This window comes from Pseudomonas sp. Kh14 (assembly GCF_900291005.1).
Taxonomy (GTDB): domain Bacteria; phylum Pseudomonadota; class Gammaproteobacteria; order Pseudomonadales; family Pseudomonadaceae; genus Aquipseudomonas; species Aquipseudomonas alloputida.
The window spans coordinates 657,079-673,577 of the sequence record NZ_OLKJ01000034.1 but is presented as its reverse complement, the minus strand read 5'-3'; the positions used below and the strand labels follow the sequence as shown (position 1 = coordinate 673,577).

The 16,499-nt window shown below is 63.2% G+C and carries 17 protein-coding genes; 1 reads left to right on the top strand and 16 read right to left on the bottom strand.

The genetic code is table 11. The annotated features are described in order from the left end of the window. Window position 1: 1 nt before the first annotated feature. From fnrA to ccoN (FQ668_RS20180), 15 genes are all read right to left on the bottom strand, one after another. On the bottom strand, window positions 2–736 hold the full coding sequence (gene fnrA, locus FQ668_RS20270) for a Crp/Fnr family transcriptional regulator FnrA (RefSeq protein WP_003254301.1): 735 nt from the start codon (window positions 734–736) through the stop codon (window positions 2–4). Between the two features lie 186 nt (window positions 737–922). Beyond that, a complete protein-coding gene (hemN, locus tag FQ668_RS20265) occupies window positions 923–2,305 on the bottom strand; it encodes an oxygen-independent coproporphyrinogen III oxidase (RefSeq protein WP_014590219.1) in 1,383 nt (460 codons plus the stop codon). Between the two features lie 105 nt (window positions 2,306–2,410). After that, on the bottom strand, window positions 2,411–3,094 hold the full coding sequence (locus FQ668_RS20260) for a sulfite exporter TauE/SafE family protein (RefSeq protein WP_014590220.1): 684 nt from the start codon (window positions 3,092–3,094) through the stop codon (window positions 2,411–2,413). Continuing rightward, the gene (ccoS, locus tag FQ668_RS20255) at window positions 3,087–3,302 is read right to left on the bottom strand and encodes a cbb3-type cytochrome oxidase assembly protein CcoS (RefSeq protein ID WP_010955011.1); all 216 of its coding nucleotides are present in this window, start codon (window positions 3,300–3,302) and stop codon (window positions 3,087–3,089) included. Before ccoS ends, FQ668_RS20260 begins: the two co-directional genes overlap by 8 nt. Then, window positions 3,281–5,755, bottom strand: coding sequence for a heavy metal translocating P-type ATPase (locus tag FQ668_RS20250; protein WP_014590221.1), 2,475 nt, complete (start codon window positions 5,753–5,755; stop codon window positions 3,281–3,283). The genes ccoS and FQ668_RS20250 overlap by 22 nt, the downstream gene beginning before the upstream one ends. A gap of 136 nt (window positions 5,756–5,891) precedes the next feature. After that, the gene (locus tag FQ668_RS20245; protein WP_019438862.1) at window positions 5,892–6,422 is read right to left on the bottom strand and encodes a FixH family protein; all 531 of its coding nucleotides are present in this window, start codon (window positions 6,420–6,422) and stop codon (window positions 5,892–5,894) included. 15 nt (window positions 6,423–6,437) lie between these two features. Then, on the bottom strand, window positions 6,438–7,853 hold the full coding sequence (ccoG, locus tag FQ668_RS20240) for a cytochrome c oxidase accessory protein CcoG (protein ID WP_026031965.1): 1,416 nt from the start codon (window positions 7,851–7,853) through the stop codon (window positions 6,438–6,440). Window positions 7,854–8,149: 296 nt separating this feature from the next. Further along, the gene (gene ccoP / locus FQ668_RS20230) at window positions 8,150–9,127 is read right to left on the bottom strand and encodes a cytochrome-c oxidase, cbb3-type subunit III (protein WP_014590224.1); all 978 of its coding nucleotides are present in this window, start codon (window positions 9,125–9,127) and stop codon (window positions 8,150–8,152) included. Continuing rightward, window positions 9,124–9,315: a CcoQ/FixQ family Cbb3-type cytochrome c oxidase assembly chaperone gene (locus FQ668_RS20225; RefSeq protein WP_003254287.1), complete on the bottom strand. Its 192-nt coding sequence runs from the start codon at window positions 9,313–9,315 to the stop codon at window positions 9,124–9,126. Before FQ668_RS20225 ends, ccoP (FQ668_RS20230) begins: the two co-directional genes overlap by 4 nt. Window positions 9,316–9,320: 5 nt before the next feature. Next, entirely contained in the window at window positions 9,321–9,929 is a 609-nt protein-coding gene (ccoO, locus tag FQ668_RS20220; protein ID WP_014590226.1) for a cytochrome-c oxidase, cbb3-type subunit II, read from the bottom strand. After that, window positions 9,929–11,371: a cytochrome-c oxidase, cbb3-type subunit I gene (gene ccoN, locus FQ668_RS20215; protein WP_003254284.1), complete on the bottom strand. Its 1,443-nt coding sequence runs from the start codon at window positions 11,369–11,371 to the stop codon at window positions 9,929–9,931. Before ccoN (FQ668_RS20215) ends, ccoO (FQ668_RS20220) begins: the two co-directional genes overlap by 1 nt. Before the next feature lie 758 nt (window positions 11,372–12,129). Then, window positions 12,130–13,071, bottom strand: a complete 942-nt coding sequence (ccoP, locus tag FQ668_RS20195; RefSeq protein ID WP_014590229.1) for a cytochrome-c oxidase, cbb3-type subunit III — start codon at window positions 13,069–13,071, stop codon at window positions 12,130–12,132. Then, on the bottom strand, window positions 13,068–13,262 hold the full coding sequence (locus FQ668_RS20190) for a cbb3-type cytochrome c oxidase subunit 3 (protein ID WP_010955003.1): 195 nt from the start codon (window positions 13,260–13,262) through the stop codon (window positions 13,068–13,070). The genes ccoP (FQ668_RS20195) and FQ668_RS20190 overlap by 4 nt, the downstream gene beginning before the upstream one ends. Before the next feature lie 5 nt (window positions 13,263–13,267). Further along, a complete protein-coding gene (ccoO, locus tag FQ668_RS20185) occupies window positions 13,268–13,876 on the bottom strand; it encodes a cytochrome-c oxidase, cbb3-type subunit II (RefSeq protein WP_010955002.1) in 609 nt (202 codons plus the stop codon). A gap of 13 nt (window positions 13,877–13,889) precedes the next feature. Beyond that, entirely contained in the window at window positions 13,890–15,314 is a 1,425-nt protein-coding gene (ccoN, locus tag FQ668_RS20180; protein WP_014590230.1) for a cytochrome-c oxidase, cbb3-type subunit I, read from the bottom strand. A 50-nt stretch (window positions 15,315–15,364) separates the two neighbouring features. Here ccoN (FQ668_RS20180) and FQ668_RS20175 point away from each other — a divergent pair, with 50 nt between their 5' ends. Next, window positions 15,365–16,057, top strand: a complete 693-nt coding sequence (locus FQ668_RS20175; RefSeq protein ID WP_019437883.1) for an alpha/beta family hydrolase — start codon at window positions 15,365–15,367, stop codon at window positions 16,055–16,057. A 114-nt stretch (window positions 16,058–16,171) separates the two neighbouring features. On the opposite strand, the gene FQ668_RS20170 is transcribed toward FQ668_RS20175, so the two are convergent. Further along, a complete protein-coding gene (locus FQ668_RS20170; RefSeq protein ID WP_003254278.1) occupies window positions 16,172–16,456 on the bottom strand; it encodes a pyrimidine/purine nucleoside phosphorylase in 285 nt (94 codons plus the stop codon). Between the last annotated feature and the right edge of the window lie 43 nt (window positions 16,457–16,499).

Below are 16,499 nucleotides of genomic sequence, written 5' to 3'. Positions count from 1 at the left end.
CTCAGGCCTCGATTGCGCCACCGGCAAGCGCGCACAGCTGGATCGGATCGAGGATGTGCACTTCCTTGCCCTCGGCGCGCAGCAGGCCGTTCTGCTGGAAGCGGGTGAACACCCGCGACACGGTTTCTACCGCCAGGCCAAGGTAATTGCCGATTTCGTTGCGCGACATGCTCAGGCGGAACTGATTGGCCGAATAGCCGCGGGCGCGGAAGCGCGCCGACAGGTTGACCAGGAAGGTGGCAATGCGCTCGTCGGCGGTCTTTTTCGACAGCAGCAGCATCATTTGCTGGTCGTCGCGGATTTCGCGGCTCATTACCCGCATCAGCTGGCGACGTAGCTGCGGCAGTTGCACCGACAGCTCGTCCAGCCGCTCGAAGGGGATTTCACACACCGAAGTGGTTTCCTGAGCCTGGGCCGATACCGGGTAGGCCTCGGTATCCATGCCCGACAGGCCGACCAGTTCGCTGGGCAGGTGGAAGCCCGTGATCTGCTCTTCGCCGCTGTCGCTGAGGCTGAAGGTTTTCAGGGCCCCGGACCGTACTGCGTAGACCGAGCCAAAACTGTCACCCTGGCGGAACAGGAACTCGCCTTTCTTGAGCGGCCGCCCGCGTTTGACGATTTCATCCAGCGCGTCCATGTCTTCCAGGTTCAGCGAAAGAGGCAGGCACAGGGGGGCCAGGCTGCAATCCTTGCAATGGGCCTGGTTGTGTGGGCGCAGTTTGACTGGCTCGGACATTTGAATCGATCCTTGTGGGAAAGCACACATAAGTCGTAAGGGTAACTCACGACACAGGGTGTAGGCCAGTGTGCGCGGTGATGGTGCGCGCTGGCGAAACCCCGGCAGGAGGCCTGCCGGGAGTCCATGTGTGCTCATAGTGTGCCTGACAAGGAAGCTTGTCCATGCGGTTGAACGCCTTGTTTTTCAGATCACTCGCGAGAAGCGCTGGCGATTGTGCATCGCCAGATAGGCGTCGAACACCATGCATACCGAGCGCGCCAGCAGCCGGCCGGCGGGCAGGATGCGAATGCCCTTGTCGTCCAGGCTGATCAGGCCGTCGCGCTGCAAGGTCAGCAGCTCGGGCCAGAGGTCGTTGAAGTAACCGCGAAAATCCAGGGTGAAAGCCTGTTCGATGGGTTCGAAATCCAGCTCGAAATGGCAGATCAGTTGCTGGATCACCGCCCGGCGTATGCGGTCGTCGTGGTTGCACAGCAAGCCGCGCTGGGTGGCCAGTTGGGCGTTGGACAGGCTGTCCTGGTAGGTGTTGAGGTCACTGCTGTTCTGGCAGTACAGGTCGCCGATCTGGCTGATCGCCGACACGCCCAGGCCAATCAGGTCGCAGTGCCCGTGGGTGGTATAGCCCTGGAAGTTGCGCTGCAAGGTGCCTTCTTCCTGGGCAATGGCCAGTTCGTCGTCGGGCAGGGCGAAGTGGTCCATGCCGATGTAGCGGTAACCGGCGGCGGTCAGTTGGTCGATGGTGGCGTGCAGCATCTCCAGCTTGGCGGCGGCGCTGGGCAGGTCGTTGCTGTCGATGCGCCGTTGCGGCATGAAGCGCTCGGGAAGGTGGGCATAGTTGAACACCGACAGGCGGTCGGGCTGCAGGCGGATCACTTCTTCCACGGTGCGGGCAAAGCCTTCCGGGGTTTGCTTGGGCAGGCCGTAGATCAGGTCGAGGTTGACCGAGCGAAACTGCAGCGTGCGCGCAGCCTCGATCAGGGTGCGGGTCTGTTCCAGGCTCTGCAGGCGGTTGATCGCGCGCTGCACGGCCGGGTCGAGGTCCTGTACACCCAGGCTGACGCGGTTGAAGCCCAGTTCGCGAAGCAGGCCCATGGTCGACCAGTCGGCTTCGCGAGGATCGATCTCGATGCCGTAGTCGCCGGAATCGTCGTCCAGCAGGTGGAAGTGCTGGCGCAGGGTAGCCATCAGTTGGCGCAGTTCCACATGGCTGAGGAAGGTCGGCGTGCCGCCGCCAAAATGCAACTGTTCAACACGCTGTTTAGGGGCCAGGTGGCAGGCGACCAGCTGGATTTCCTGCTCCAGGCGCTGCAGGTAGGGCGCAGCGCGGGCGCGGTCTTTGGTGATGACCTTGTTGCAGGCGCAGTAGTAGCAGATGTTGGCGCAGAACGGCACATGCACGTACAGCGACAGCGGGCGCACGGCCCGTCGGCTCTCGCGCAGGGCGTTGAGCAGGTCGAACGAACCCACCTCGCTGTGCAGTTGCACGGCGGTTGGGTATGAGGTGTAGCGTGGCCCGGCGAGATCGTAGCGGCGGATCAGGTCGGTATCCCAACGGAGGTCGTCGAGCATGAGGGTAGTCCCCGGAAAGAGCAGCAGTGCACCGGAGTCTATGGCCGTCTGTAGGAAACTGTGTTGATTTGTATCAAGGGCATTGGGGCTGCTTTGCAGCCCTCGTCAATGCCCCATCAGCCAGTGCTGGTGTGGGCCCGGCAGGGTCCAGACACCGAATAGCATCACCAGCACACCGCCCGCCACGCGCACGCTGCGTCGCCGCAACAGGGCGTTTACCCGTTCGGCAGCCAGCCCGGTTGCCAGCAACACCGGCCAGGTGCCCACCCCGAACGCCAGCATCAACGCGGCGCTGTAGCCGGCATTGCCCTGGCTGGCCGCCCACAACAGGGTGCTGTACACCAGCCCGCAGGGCAGCCAGCCCCAAAGGGCGCCCAGCAGCAATGCCCGAGGGAGGCTGGACACTGGCAGCAATCGCGACGCCACCGGCTGGATATGCCGCCACAGCCCGCGGCCCAGTGCCTCGATACGGGTCAGCCCGCTCCACCAGCCGGCCAGGTACAGGCCCATGGCAATCAGCAGCAGCGCCGCAACCACCCGCAGCGCCAGCGCTGCCGGGCTGCTGGCCACGGCCCAGCCGGCCAGGCCCAGCAACAGGCCGGCGCACGCATAGCTGAAAATGCGCCCCAGGTTGTACGCCAGTAACAGGCGCAGGCGCTTGCCGCGTTGTTCGGGGGGGATGGCCAAGGTCAGTGCGCCCATCAGGCCGCCGCACATGCCCAGGCAGTGACCGCCCCCTAGCAGGCCAAGGACCAGTGCCGAGCCCAGCAGCGCAAGCAGGTCAGGCACGGGGTGGTGGTTCCTTGTCGGTGTCGGCTGCGGCATCGTCAGGTTTCACTGCCGCCTGGTGGCGCGGGTCCTGGTCGTCGAACAGGATGCTATGGGCGGGGCCTTCAAGGTCATCGTACTGACCGCTGTCTACCGCCCAGAAGAAGATGTACACGGCCACGCCGACCAGCAGCAGGGCTGCCGGGATCATGACATAGAGGGCGGGCATGGCGACTTCCTCCCGGGTAAAGGGGCTTCGTGGGGCAGCGGGCCCGAGGCCACGGGCATCCGGGTCAGGCGCAGGGCATTGAGCACCACGATCAGCGAGCTGACCGACATGCCGATGGCGGCCCACACCGGCGTGATCCAGCCGAGCGCGGCGAACGGCAACATCAGGCCATTATACAGGGTCGCCCACAGCAGGTTCTCGAGGATGTTGCGGCGGGTGCGGCGGGCCAGCTCGAACGCCTGCACCAGCGCTTGCAGGCGGTTGGACAGCAAGACGGCGTCGGCACTGGTCTTGGCCAGGTCGGTGGCGCTGCCCATGGCGATGCTGATATCGGCGGCGGCCAGTACCGGTACATCGTTGACCCCGTCGCCAAGCATCAGCACCTTGCGCCCGTCAGCCTGCAGGGCTTTCAGGCGGTCCAGTTTGTCATCCGGGCGCAGGCCGCCAATGGCCTGGTCGATACCCAGCTGCGCGGCCACTTCGGCAACCATCGGTGAGCTGTCGCCCGACAACAGCAGGGTGTGCCAGCCGCGCGCCTTGCAGGCAGCGAGCAGGGCCGGGGCATCGTCGCGCAGGCGGTCATCCAGGCCGAACCAGGCCAGTGGCCCCTGGCGGTCGCCCAGCAGCAGCCACTGGCCGCGCGGCTCGGGTACAGCGGGGATTTCCGCACCACTCAAGGCGCAGACGAAGGTAGCCTGACCAATGCGCAGGCGCTGGCCGTCGACCACCCCCTCCAGGCCCAGGCCGGGTACGCTCTGTACGTCATCGGCAGGTGTGGCGGTACGACCAAACGCGCGAGCGATGGGGTGTTCAGAGCGGTTTTCCAGCGCCGCGGCCAGGGCCAGGCAGCGGTCGGCGGCCTGGCTGCCGAGCGGGCGGATGCTGCGCAAGGTCAGGCGGCCCTCGGTCAGTGTGCCGGTCTTGTCGAAGATCACCGTGTCGATCTGGTTCAGGCCTTCCAGCACATGGCCGCGGGTCACCAGCAGGCCAAGCTTGTGCAGGGTTCCGGTAGCGGCGGTCAGTGCGGTTGGCGTAGCCAAAGACAGGGCACAAGGGCAGGTGGCCACGAGCATGGCCAGCACGATCCAGAACGCCCGTGTCGGGTCCAGGTGCCACCACCACAGGCCGATGGCAACGGCGGCCAGCAGCGAGAACAGCAGGAACCACTGCGAGGCCCGATCGGCGATTTCCGCCAGGCGCGGTTTTTCGGTCTGGGCGCGTTCCAGCAAGCGGACAATGGCCGACAAGCGTGAGTCATGGCCGAGGGCTTGCACTTCCACATTCAGCGCGCTTTCAACGTTCAGCGTACCGCCAGTGACCCGCTCACCCACCCGACGAGGTTGTGGCAGATACTCGCCGGTCAGCAGCGATTCGTCGACACTGGAGCGGCCCTCGACGATGCGCCCGTCGGCAGGGATGACCGCACCGGGCAGCACCTGCACGGTGTCGCCGCACTTTAACTCGCTGAGCAGGATGCGTTCGCTGCGCCCGATGGCGTCCAGGCGCAGGCATGAGGCTGGCAGCAGGTTGACCAGCTGCGCAGTGGCCGCCGCTGTGCGCTCGCGGGCGCGGCGCTCCAGGTAGCGGCCGGTCAGCAGGAACAGGGCGAACATGCCCACCGTGTCGAAATAAAGCTCGCCGCTGCCAGTGATGGCTGTCCAGATGCCGGCGCCGAACGCCAGGCCAATGGCCAGCGACACCGAAACGTCCATGGTCAGGTGGCGCGTTCGCAGGTCGCGCGCCGCGCCCTTGAAGAAGGGCGCGCAGCTGTAGAACACGATGGGAATGGTCAGAAACAGCGCCACCCAGCGCAGGATGGTGTGTAACTCGGGTGTCAGGTCGATGTTGAATTCGGGCCAAGTGGCCATGGTCGCCATCATCGCCTGGAACCACAGCAGCCCGGCCACGCCCAGGCGGCGTAGGGCGCTGCGGTTTTCCCGGGCCAATTGCTCGGCGGCCTGGTCAGGCTGGTAGGGGTGGGCGGCGTAGCCGATCTGGCGAAGTTCGGCGAGCAGGCGCGACAGCGGCAGCTGCTTGTCGTCCCAGTTCAGTGCCAGGCGGTGGTTGGACAGGTTCAGGCGAGCTTCGGCGACACCGGGCAGGTTGCGCAGGTGCTTTTCGATCAGCCAGCCGCAGGCGGCGCAGCTGATGCCCTCGACAAGCAAGGTGGTTTCGGCCAGCTCACCCTGGTGGCGGACGAAGGTTTGCTGCACGTCGCTGCGGTCGTACAGGGCCAGTTCGTCTTGCAGTTGCTTGGGCAGGGCTTCGGGGTTGGCGCTGTTGTCGCTGCGGTGCTGGTAGTAATGTTCCAGGCCTCCAGCGACGATCGACTCGGCCACTGCCTGACAGCCGGGGCAGCAGAACTGCCGCGGTTGGCCGAGGACCACGGCGGTGAAGCGGCTGCCGGCCGGGACGGGCAGGGCGCAGTGGTAGCAGGGGGTCGGTTGGGTCATAGGGCAGACACTGCTCAGGCAGATAGGAAACCCTGTGGGAGCGGGCGCGCCCGCGAATGCGTCAGACCTGGAAATACCTTTGCCTGAGCTATCGCATTCGCGGGCGTGCCCGCTCCCACAGGGATTTGCGGTGTTGCTACTGTTGGTGTTCGGCGCCTTGCAGGGCTTCGTCACCCAACTGCAAGGTCACACCATGCGCCACTTTTTCCTCTTCGAACAGGCGCCACACCTGGGCCCCTTCGCTACCCAGCAGTTCGACAAAACGGCGCCCGTCGACCTTGTCTTCCAGCTGCCCCACATAGCGCCCTGCTTCGACCCGGCTCAGCAGCACCTTGCGGTCCTTCTCTGGCTGGGTTGGCGAAATCAGGTTCAGCTCCAGGCTTTGCGGGTCGCTGTTACCGGTCAGGCGCAGGTCTGCTTCGCCGGTCAGTTCGTCCAGATGCACGCTGGCTTTCAGACCCAGCTGCTGCGCCAGCAGCTCGCGGTCCAGCGAGCGGTTGATGCCCTTGCCGGCCTCGTAGTAGTTGTCGTTCACCAGGTTGTCCGGGTTGTGCACAGCGATGCTGACCATGGTCAGGCTCAGGCACACCGAGGTGGTGAGGATGCCGATGATGATCCAGGGCCAGAGGTGCTTGTACCAGGGGCTGGCGGCGGTGGCGGCAGGCATTGTGCGTTATCTCTCTTAGCGGATCTGTGGGCCGATGAAACGGCTCTTGGCTTCAACCTGGGCGTCGCTGTCGTCGGCGCTCTTGAGGATGAAGGTGATTTCGTTGGTGGTCGATGGCAGCTTCTCGGGGGCAACCGACAGCTGCACGGGAAGGCTGACGATGTCACCGGCGGCCACGCGGATCTCGCGCTGGCCTTCGAGCTTGAGGTCCGGCAGGCCGGCGGCGTCCAGCACGTAGAGGTGATCGCGCTGATCCTTGTTCATTACCTTCAGGCTGTACACGTTCTCGATCCGGCCCTGGGCGTTTTCGCGGTACAACACGCGGTCTTTGCTGACGTCGAAACCGACCAGCGAACGGGTGGCGAAGGCTGTCGCCAGCCCGATCATCATCACCAGCAGTACCACGGCATAGCCGATCAGGCGCGGGCGCAGCATGTGGGTTTTCTGCCCGGACAGGTTGTGCTCGGTGGTGTAGCTGATCAGCCCTTTGGGGTAGTTCATCTTGTCCATGATGCTGTCGCAGGCATCGATACAGGCGGCGCAGCCGATGCACTCGATCTGCAGGCCGTCACGGATGTCGATGCCGGTCGGGCAGACCTGCACGCACATGGTGCAGTCGATGCAGTCACCCAGGCCCTGGGCCTTGTAGTCGGTATCTTTCTTGCGCGGGCCGCGGGTTTCGCCACGGCGTGGGTCGTAGGACACGATCAGCGTGTCCTTGTCGAACATCACGCTCTGGAAGCGGGCATAGGGGCACATGTACACACACACCTGTTCGCGCAACCAGCCGGCGTTGCCGTAGGTGGCGAGGGTGAAGAAACCGACCCAGAAGTAAGCCCAGCCATCGGCCTGGCCAGTGAAGAATTCGATCGCCAGTTCACGGATCGGCGAGAAGTAGCCGACAAAGGTCATGCCGGTGACAAAGCCGATCAGCAGCCACAGGCTGTGCTTGGCGAATTTGCGCAGGAACTTGTTGCCGCTCATGGGGGCTTTGTCGAGCTTCATGCGCTGGTTGCGGTCACCCTCGGTGACCTTTTCGCACCACATGAAAATCCAGGTCCACACGCTTTGCGGGCAGGTGTAGCCGCACCACACCCGGCCGGCGAACACAGTGATGAAGAACAGGCCGAAGGCGGCGACGATGAGAATCCCCGAGAGCAGGATGAAGTCTTGCGGCCAGATGGTGGCGCCGAAGATGTAGAACTTGCGCTCGGGCAAGTTCCACCACACGGCCTGGTGACCACCCCAGTTCAGCCACACGGTGCCGAAGTACAGCAGGAACAGTGCGGCACCCCCGACCATGCGCAAGCGGCGGAACAGGCCGGTGAAGGCGCGGGTGTAGATCTTTTCCCGGGAAGCGTAGAGGTCGACGGAATCCTTCCCTTTGTTGGCAGGCGGGGTGACATCATGTACCGGAATTTGCTTGCTCATCATCAAGTCCCACGGCAGTGGAGAAACGCCGCGGCCTGTGCGTGCGGGCCGCAGTCTCGCGCAATCTGCTAGCGCTCTGCGGTCCATGATACGCCGCTGATGGCGGTATGGGATCGCACTGCGACCTTTAGTCGCGTTGGGTTCGTGGTATGAAACGTGTTATGGCGGGTGTCAATTGATCCAGGTCACTTGCCTGCGAGAAATGCTGTGCCAGTACCGGCCTCTTCGCGGGTAAACCCGCTCCTACAAGGATCCTGTGTAGGAGCGGGTTTACCCGCGAAGAAGCCAGGCCTGCCTTACTCAGCCTTGGCTGGCTCAGCCTGGTGCGACAGGCTATAGACGTAAGCCGCCAGCAAGTGCACCTTGTCGTTGCCCTGCAGTTGTTCCTGGGCTGGCATCTGCCCCTGGCGGCCATAACGAATGGTTTGCTGCAACTGGGCAAAGCTCGAGCCATAGATGAACGCCTGCGGGTGGGTCAGGTTCGGAGCGCCCATGGCGGGCGTACCTTTGCCTTCCGGCCCGTGGCAGGCCACGCAGTTGGCTGCGAAGATCTTCTGTCCGTTCTCCACATCGGCCTTCGCGCCCTCAGGCAGAGTGCGGCCATCGAGTTTGCTGACCACGAATGCAGCCACATCGGCCACGCCCTGGTCACCGATCACTTCGGCCCAGGCCGGCATCACGCCATGGCGACCGGCCATGATGGTGGTCTTGATGGTTTCCGGCTCGCCGCCCCAGCGCCAGTCATTGTCGGTGAGGTTAGGGAAGCCGAAGGCGCCCTTGGCGTCGGAACCGTGGCACACCGAGCAGTTGGAGGCGAACAGCCTCGCACCCATTTTCAATGCCTGTGGGTCCTTGGCCACTTCTTCGATCGGCATGGCCGCGAACTTGGCGAAGATCGGCCCGAAACGGGCGTCGGCCTTGGCCATTTCCTTTTCCCATTCATGCACGCCGGTCCAGCCCGGCTGGCCGTTGGAAAACTCGGTCTGCTTGTCGTTATCCAGGTACGAATAGCCCGGCAGGACGCCTTTCCAGTTGCCCAGGCCCGGGTACAGCACCAGGTAGCCGAGGGCGAAGATGATGGTGCCGACGAACAGCCAGAACCACCATTGCGGCAGCGGGTTGTCGTATTCCTCGATGCCATCGAAGGCATGCCCGACGGTTTCGTCGGTAACCTCTTCGCGCTGGCCCTTGCGGGTGGACAGCAGCAGCCAGGTCAACGAGAAGATGGTGCCCAGGGTCAGGACGGTAACGTACAGACTCCAGAAGGTTGTCATTGTTGTTTGCTCCCAGAAGCTTTTGCTTGCTCGACGTGCCGAGTGGCCTCGGGGTCATCCGCGAAGGGTAGTTGGGTCGCTTCGTCGAAGTCCTTTTTACGCCGTGGGTTGAACACCCACAGCGCCAGGCCCACGAACGCCACCATCACCACGACGGTGCCCAGGCCGCGAATCATCCCGATATCCATCAGCGTCACCGTTTGCTCTTGATGATGGTGCCAAGACCCTGCAGGTACGCGACGATGGCGTCCATTTCGGTCTTGCCCTTGACCGCGTCACGTGCGCCGGCAATGTCGGCGTCGGTGTACGGGGTGCCGAGTGTGCGCAGCACTTCCATCTTCTTCGCGGTGTCCTTGCCGTCGAGCTTGTTCTCGACCAGCCACGGGTAGGAAGGCATCTTCGACTCCGGTACCACGTTGCGCGGGTTGTACAGGTGCGCACGGTGCCAGTCATCGGAGTAGCGGCCGCCGACGCGGGCCAGGTCCGGCCCGGTACGCTTGGAGCCCCACAGGAACGGGTGGTCCCATACGCTTTCACCGGCTACCGAGTAGTGGCCGTAACGCTCGGTTTCAGCACGGAACGGGCGGATCATCTGCGAGTGGCAGCCCACGCAGCCTTCGCGGATGTAGATATCGCGGCCTTCCACCTCGAGCGCAGTGCGTGGCTTCATGCCCTCGACCGGCTTGTTGGTGACGTCCTGGAAAAACAGCGGGACGATCTGGGTCAGGCCACCGATACTCACGGCGATGACCATGAAGAAGGCCAGCAGGCCTATGTTCTTCTCGACGGCTTCATGCTTCATCAGTGCGCTCCCACAACGACGATCTTGGCGGCCTCTTCAGCCTGTGCCGGGTTGGCGGCACGTACGGTACGGAACACGTTGTAGGCCATCAGCAGCATGCCGCTGGCGAAGAACGCACCGCCCAGGGCGCGGACGATGTAGCCGGGGTGGCTGGCCTGCAGGGCTTCGACGAAGGAGTAGGTGAGGGTGCCGTCATCGTTGATGGCGCGCCACATCAGGCCCTGGGTGATGCCGTTGACCCACATCGAGGCGATGTACAGTACGGTACCGATGGTGGCCAGCCAGAAGTGCGCGTTGATCAGGCCGATGCTGTGCATCTGCTCGCGGCCGTAGAGTTTCGGGATCATGTGGTACACGGCGCCGATCGAAATCATTGCCACCCAGCCAAGGGCGCCGGCGTGGACGTGGCCGATGGTCCAGTCGGTGTAGTGCGACAGTGAGTTCACGGTCTTGATGGCCATCATCGGGCCTTCGAAGGTGGACATGCCGTAGAACGCCAGCGACACCACCAGGAAGCGCAGGATCGGGTCGGTGCGCAGTTTGTGCCAGGCGCCCGACAGGGTCATCATGCCGTTGATCATGCCGCCCCAGCTTGGCGCCAGCAGGATGATCGACATTACCATGCCCAGCGACTGCGCCCAGTCAGGCAGGGCGGTGTAGTGCAGGTGGTGCGGGCCGGCCCAGATGTACAGGGTGATCAGCGCCCAGAAGTGCACGATCGACAAGCGATACGAGTAGATCGGCCGCTCGGCCTGCTTGGGCACAAAGTAGTACATCATCCCCAGGAACCCGGTGGTGAGGAAGAAGCCCACGGCGTTGTGGCCGTACCACCACTGGATCATCGCGTCGGTGGCGCCGGAGTAGGCCGAGTACGACTTGAACAGGCTCACCGGCAGCGAGATGTGGTTGACGATGTGCAGCATCGCGGTGACCACGATGAACGCACCGTAGAACCAGTTGCCGACATAGATGTGCTTGGTCTTGCGCTTGACGATGGTGCCGAAGAACACCAGGCCGTAGGTTACCCAGACGATGGCCAGCAGGATCGCCAGCGGCCACTCGAGCTCGGCGTATTCCTTGGTGGTGGTGTAGCCCATCGGCAGGGTGATCAGCGCGCCGACGATCACGGCTTGCCAACCCCAGAAGGTGAAGGCGGCCATGCTGTCGGAGATCAGCCGGGTCTGGCAGGTGCGCTGCACCACGTAGTAGCTGGTGCCGAACAGCGCACAGCCCCCGAAGGCGAAGATCACCAGGTTGGTGTGCAGCGGGCGCAGGCGGCCGAAGCTGGTCCAGGGAAGGTCCAGGTTCAGTTGCGGCCACACCAGCTGCGAGGCGATGAAGACGCCGAGGCCCATGCCAAGGATCCCCCAGACCACCGTCATGATGGCGAACTGGCGGACGACCTTATAGTTATAAGCAGTCGGACTGATTGCTGTGCTCATTCTAAGGTTCCACGGTTTTGATGTTCTTGTTGGTCGAAAAATCGGCGCCAGTATTGATAACCAGCAAGGTTACCGCAACGCAACTTTGGTACGCCGACCCGTGTCCAGACCCGTTCACTGATGTCCCGCAGGGATCGGGTCTGGGCGATTGTACACAAATAAATATTTGTAATGTGTACCGTTTTTCATCTTTTTCTGATCGATCGGTCAAGCTTTTTCTGGGGCGGCGACAGGCCATGCGCCGCGTCTGCTCCGGTCCTTTCGGAGCGAAGCCCACTGAGGCAACAAGCTTAGTTGTGTTCGGTGGGGGTGCAAGGGAAGGGGGTTGAGGCTGGTAGTGGGCGGGGGAGTGTAAGGCTTGAGGGTTATGGGGGGTGGGGGTGTAAGGTTTGGGGTTGTGGTGGGCGGGGGGGGGGTAAGGTTTGGGGGTTGTGGTGGGGCAGGGGTGTAAGGTTTGGGTGTTGTGGTGGGGCAGGGGTGTAAGGTTTGGGTGTTGTGGTGGGGCAGAGATCGAGCGCCGCCCGAGCGGCGCTTCGCGGGTAAACCCGCTCCTACGTTTGTTTCGGGCCAGTCCCTCCTGCACCAGTCGCGCGCGACCGCCTTGTTTGTACGACGCGATATCGAGACATGCGCCAAGGCGGTCGCGCGCAAATCCCACAGGAATAATTGGCCCGAAACAAACGTAGGAGCGGGTTTACCCGCGAAGCGCCGCGCGGGCGGCGCTCGATCTCACAGGCGGCAAATCCCTTTCGGCGAACTCACTTGGCCGTCACAGCCTCAGCCGAACCATCCTGCGACAGGCTGTACACGTAAGCCGCCAGCAGGTGCACCTTGTCATTCCCTTGGATCTCGGCCTGCGCCGGCATTTGCCCCTGGCGACCATAACGAATGGTCTGCTGCAGCTGGGCAAAGCTCGAGCCGTAGATGAACGCCTGCGGATGGGTCAGGTTCGGAGCGCCCATGGCGGGCGTACCTTTGCCTTCCGGCCCGTGGCAGGCCACGCAGTTGGCTGCGAAGATCTTCTGCCCGTTCTCCACATCGGCCTTCGCGCCCTCAGGCAGAGTGCGACCATCGAGTTTGCTGACCACGAATGCAGCCACATCGGCCACGCCCTGGTCACCGATCACTTCGGCCCAGGCCGGCATCACGCCATGGCGACCGCTCATGATGGTGGTCTTGATGGTTTCCGGCTCGCCGCCCCAGCGCCAGTCATTGTCGGTGAGGTTGGGGAAGCCAAAGGCACCCTTGGCGTCGGAACCGTGGCACACCGAGCAGTTGGAGGCAAACAGGCGGCTGCCCATTTTCAGCGCCTGCGGGTCCTTCGCCACTTCTTCTACGGGCATGGCGGCGTATTTGGCGAAGATCGGACCGAACCTGGCATCGGCCTTATCCATTTCCTTCTGCCATTCGTTGGCGCCGGTCCAGCCATTTTCATAGCCCGGCAGGATGCCTTTCCAGTTGCCCAGGCCCGGGTAGAGGATCAGGTAGCCGACCGAGAACGCCAAGGTGCCAACGAACAGCCAGAACCACCACTTGGGCAGCGGGTTGTCGTACTCCTCGATGCCGTCGAAGCTGTGGCCCATGGTCTCGTCGGTGGTGTTGTTGCTCTGGCCCTTGCGCGTGGCGAGCAGTAGCCAGGTCAGGCCAATCAGGCTACCGATGGTCAGTACGCTGATGTACGTACTCCAGAAGGTGGTCATTGCCCGTTACTCCTTTTTGCAGCAGGCTCCTGCCCGGCAGTGGGCAGGCGGTCGTCGACGAAGGGCAGCAGGCGCGCTTCGGCGAAATCACGGTCGCGGCGGCGGTTGAAGACCCACAGGGTGAGGCCGATGAAGGCAATCATCACCACGAGGGTGCCCAGCCCGCGGATCATGCCGATGTCCATTTCCATCGCACTCACCTCTTGTTCTTGATCGCGGTGCCGAGCACCTGCAGGTAGGCGACCAGTGCATCCATCTCGGTCTTGCCCTTGACCGCTTCACGGGCGCCGGCAATGTCGTCGTCGGTGTACGGCACGCCCAGGGTGCGCAGGGTACGCATCTTGACGTCGGTGTGGCTGTTGTCGACCGGCTGGGCAACCAGCCACGGGTAGGACGGCATCTTCGACTCCGGCACCACGTTGCGCGGGTTGTACAGGTGCGCACGGTGCCAGTCGTCCGAGTAGCGGCCGCCGACCCGGGCCAGGTCCGGCCCGGTACGCTTGGAGCCCCACAGGAACGGGTGGTCCCACACACTTTCACCGGCTACCGAGTAGTGGCCGTAACGCTCGGTTTCGGCCCGGAACGGGCGGATCATCTGCGAGTGGCAGCCCACGCAACCCTCGCGGATGTAGACATCGCGGCCTTCCAGCTGCAGCGCGGTATAGGGCTTCATGCCTTCGACCGGTTTGTTGGTGACGTCCTGGAAGAACAGCGGGACGATCTGGGTCAGGCCGCCGATGCTGACGGCAAATACCATCAGCAGCGCCATCAGGCCGACGTTTTTCTCGATGACTTCATGTTTCATCAGGCGTTTCTCCTCAAGCCAACCGGGCGTTCGCAGGGGCGACGTCAAGCGCTGGCGAACGCACGGTGCGCCAGGTGTTCCAGGCCATCAGGAACATGCCGCTGAGGAAGATCGCGCCGCCGACGAAGCGCACGACGAAGCCTGGGTGGCTGGCCACCAGGGTTTCCACGAACGAGTAGGTGAGCGTGCCGTCGCTGTTGACCGCGCGCCACATCAGGCCCTGGGCGATGCCGTTGACCCACATCGAGGCGATGTACAGCACGGTACCAATGGTGGCCAGCCAGAAGTGCGCATTGATCAGGCCGAGGCTGTACATGCGTTCTTTGCCGAACACTTTGGGGATGGTGTGGTACAGCGCGCCGATCGAGATCATCGCTACCCAGCCGAGGGCGCCGGCGTGGACGTGGCCGATGGTCCAGTCGGTGTAGTGAGACAGGGCGTTGACCGTCTTGATGGCCATCATCGGGCCTTCGAAGGTGGACATGCCGTAGAACGCCAGCGACACCACCAGGAAGCGCAGGATCGGGTCGCTGCGCAGTTTGTGCCAGGCGCCCGACAGGGTCATCATGCCGTTGATCATGCCGCCCCAGCTGGGTGCCAGCAGGATCAGCGACATCACCATGCCCAGCGACTGCGCCCAATCGGGCAGGGCGGTGTAGTGCAGGTGGTGCGGGCCGGCCCAGATGTACAGGGTGATCAGCGCCCAGAAGTGCACGATCGACAAGCGATACGAATACACCGGCCGTTCGGCCTGCTTGGGCACGTAGTAGTACATCATCCCCAGGAAGCCTGCGGTCAGGAAGAAGCCCACCGCGTTATGGCCGTACCACCACTGCACCATGGCATCGGTGGCGCCAGCGTAGACCGAGTAGGATTTGGTCAGGCTGACCGGCAGTTCCAGGTTGTTGACGATGTGCAGCAGTGCCACGGTCAGGATGAAGGCGCCGAAGAACCAGTTACCGACGTAGATGTGTTTGGTGTTGCGCTTCATCAGCGTGCCAAAGAACACGATGGCGTAGCCCACCCAGACGATGGTGATCAGAATGTCGATCGGCCATTCCAGTTCGGCGTATTCCTTGGAGCTGGTGTAGCCCAGCGGCAGGCTGATGGCCGCCAGCAGGATAACCAGTTGCCAGCCCCAGAACGTGAACGCGGCCAGGCCCGGTGCGAACAGGGTGGTCTGGCAGGTGCGTTGCACCGAATAATAGGAGGTGGCGAACAGTGCGCAGCCGCCGAACGCGAAGATCACCGCATTGGTATGCAGGGGGCGCAGGCGGCCGAAACTGGTCCAGGGGAGGTCGAAGTTGAGGGACGGCCAGGCGAGCTGGGCGGCGATGAAGACGCCGAGCCCCATCCCGACGATTCCCCACACCACCGTCATGATGGCGAATTGGCGGACCACCTTGTAGTTATAGGCGGTACTGCTGGTTGTGTTCATGTATGGGTTCCCATCCACGGTTATTTGGCAGGCTTTACAGCGAGGCAAGCATGATTAATGGGCAAAGTGCCGGTATTGACGGGGATCAATGGGCGAAGGTCGCAAATGTCCCAGGCTTGCGCTGCGATCCTCCGCGGGTTGCAGGTAAAGATGACTACAAGGGGTGCCTGATTCTGGCCCATGGCGCGGGCGCGCCGATGGACAGCGAGTTCATGGACGAAATGGCGCAAAGGCTTGCGGCGCTTGGGGTAGCGGTAGTGCGCTTCGAGTTCCCGTACATGGCCGAGCGCAGGGTTACCGGTGGCAAGCGGCCGCCGAACCCGCAGAAGGTGTTGCTTGAATGCTGGCGCGAGGTGTACCGGCAAGTGCGACCTTTGGTCGCGGGCAAGCTGGCCGTGGGGGGCAAGTCCATGGGCGGGCGCATGGCGAGCCTGCTGGCCGACGAACTGGGCGCGGATGCGCTGGTGTGCCTGGGCTATCCGTTCTACGCGGTGGGTAAACCCGAGAAGCCACGGGTAGAGCACCTGGCCGAGTTGAAGACACCGACGTTGATCGTGCAGGGCGAGCGGGATGCGCTGGGTAACCGCGAGGCGGTGGCGGGGTATGCGTTGTCGCCGGCGATCGAGGTGAGCTGGCTAGTGGCGGGGGACCATGACCTGAAGCCGTTGAAGGCTTCGGGGTTCAGCCATGAGCAGCATTTGCAGGCGGCGGCTGAACGCGTTGCTGATTTTCTGAAGAACTAGTGCTGGATTCTTCGCGGGTAAACCCGCACCTACAAGGACCGCACAACATCGAAGGTCGGCTCAGCACCCTGTAGGAGCGGGTTTACCCGCGAAGAGGCCGGAACAGGCCGGCGCTTAGTCGCGGTATTCGCACAGGTAAGCGGTATCCACCTTCACCTGCAGCTGAAACTTGCTGTCAGCCGGCACGTTGAACTTGTCACCGGCGTTGAAGGTTTCCCAGTTGTCGCTACCTGGCAGTTTCACGGTCAGTGCACCCGATACCACATGCATGATCTCGCGCTTGGCAGTGCCGAATTCGTATTCGCCCGGAGCCATGACGCCGACAGTGGCCGGGCCTTCTTCGCCCGAAAATGCGATCGACTTGACGGTGCCGTTGAAGTACTCGTTGACCTGGAACATGGGCGACTCCTGAAAAGAGGTGCTGAAAAAGGGCTGGCCAGTA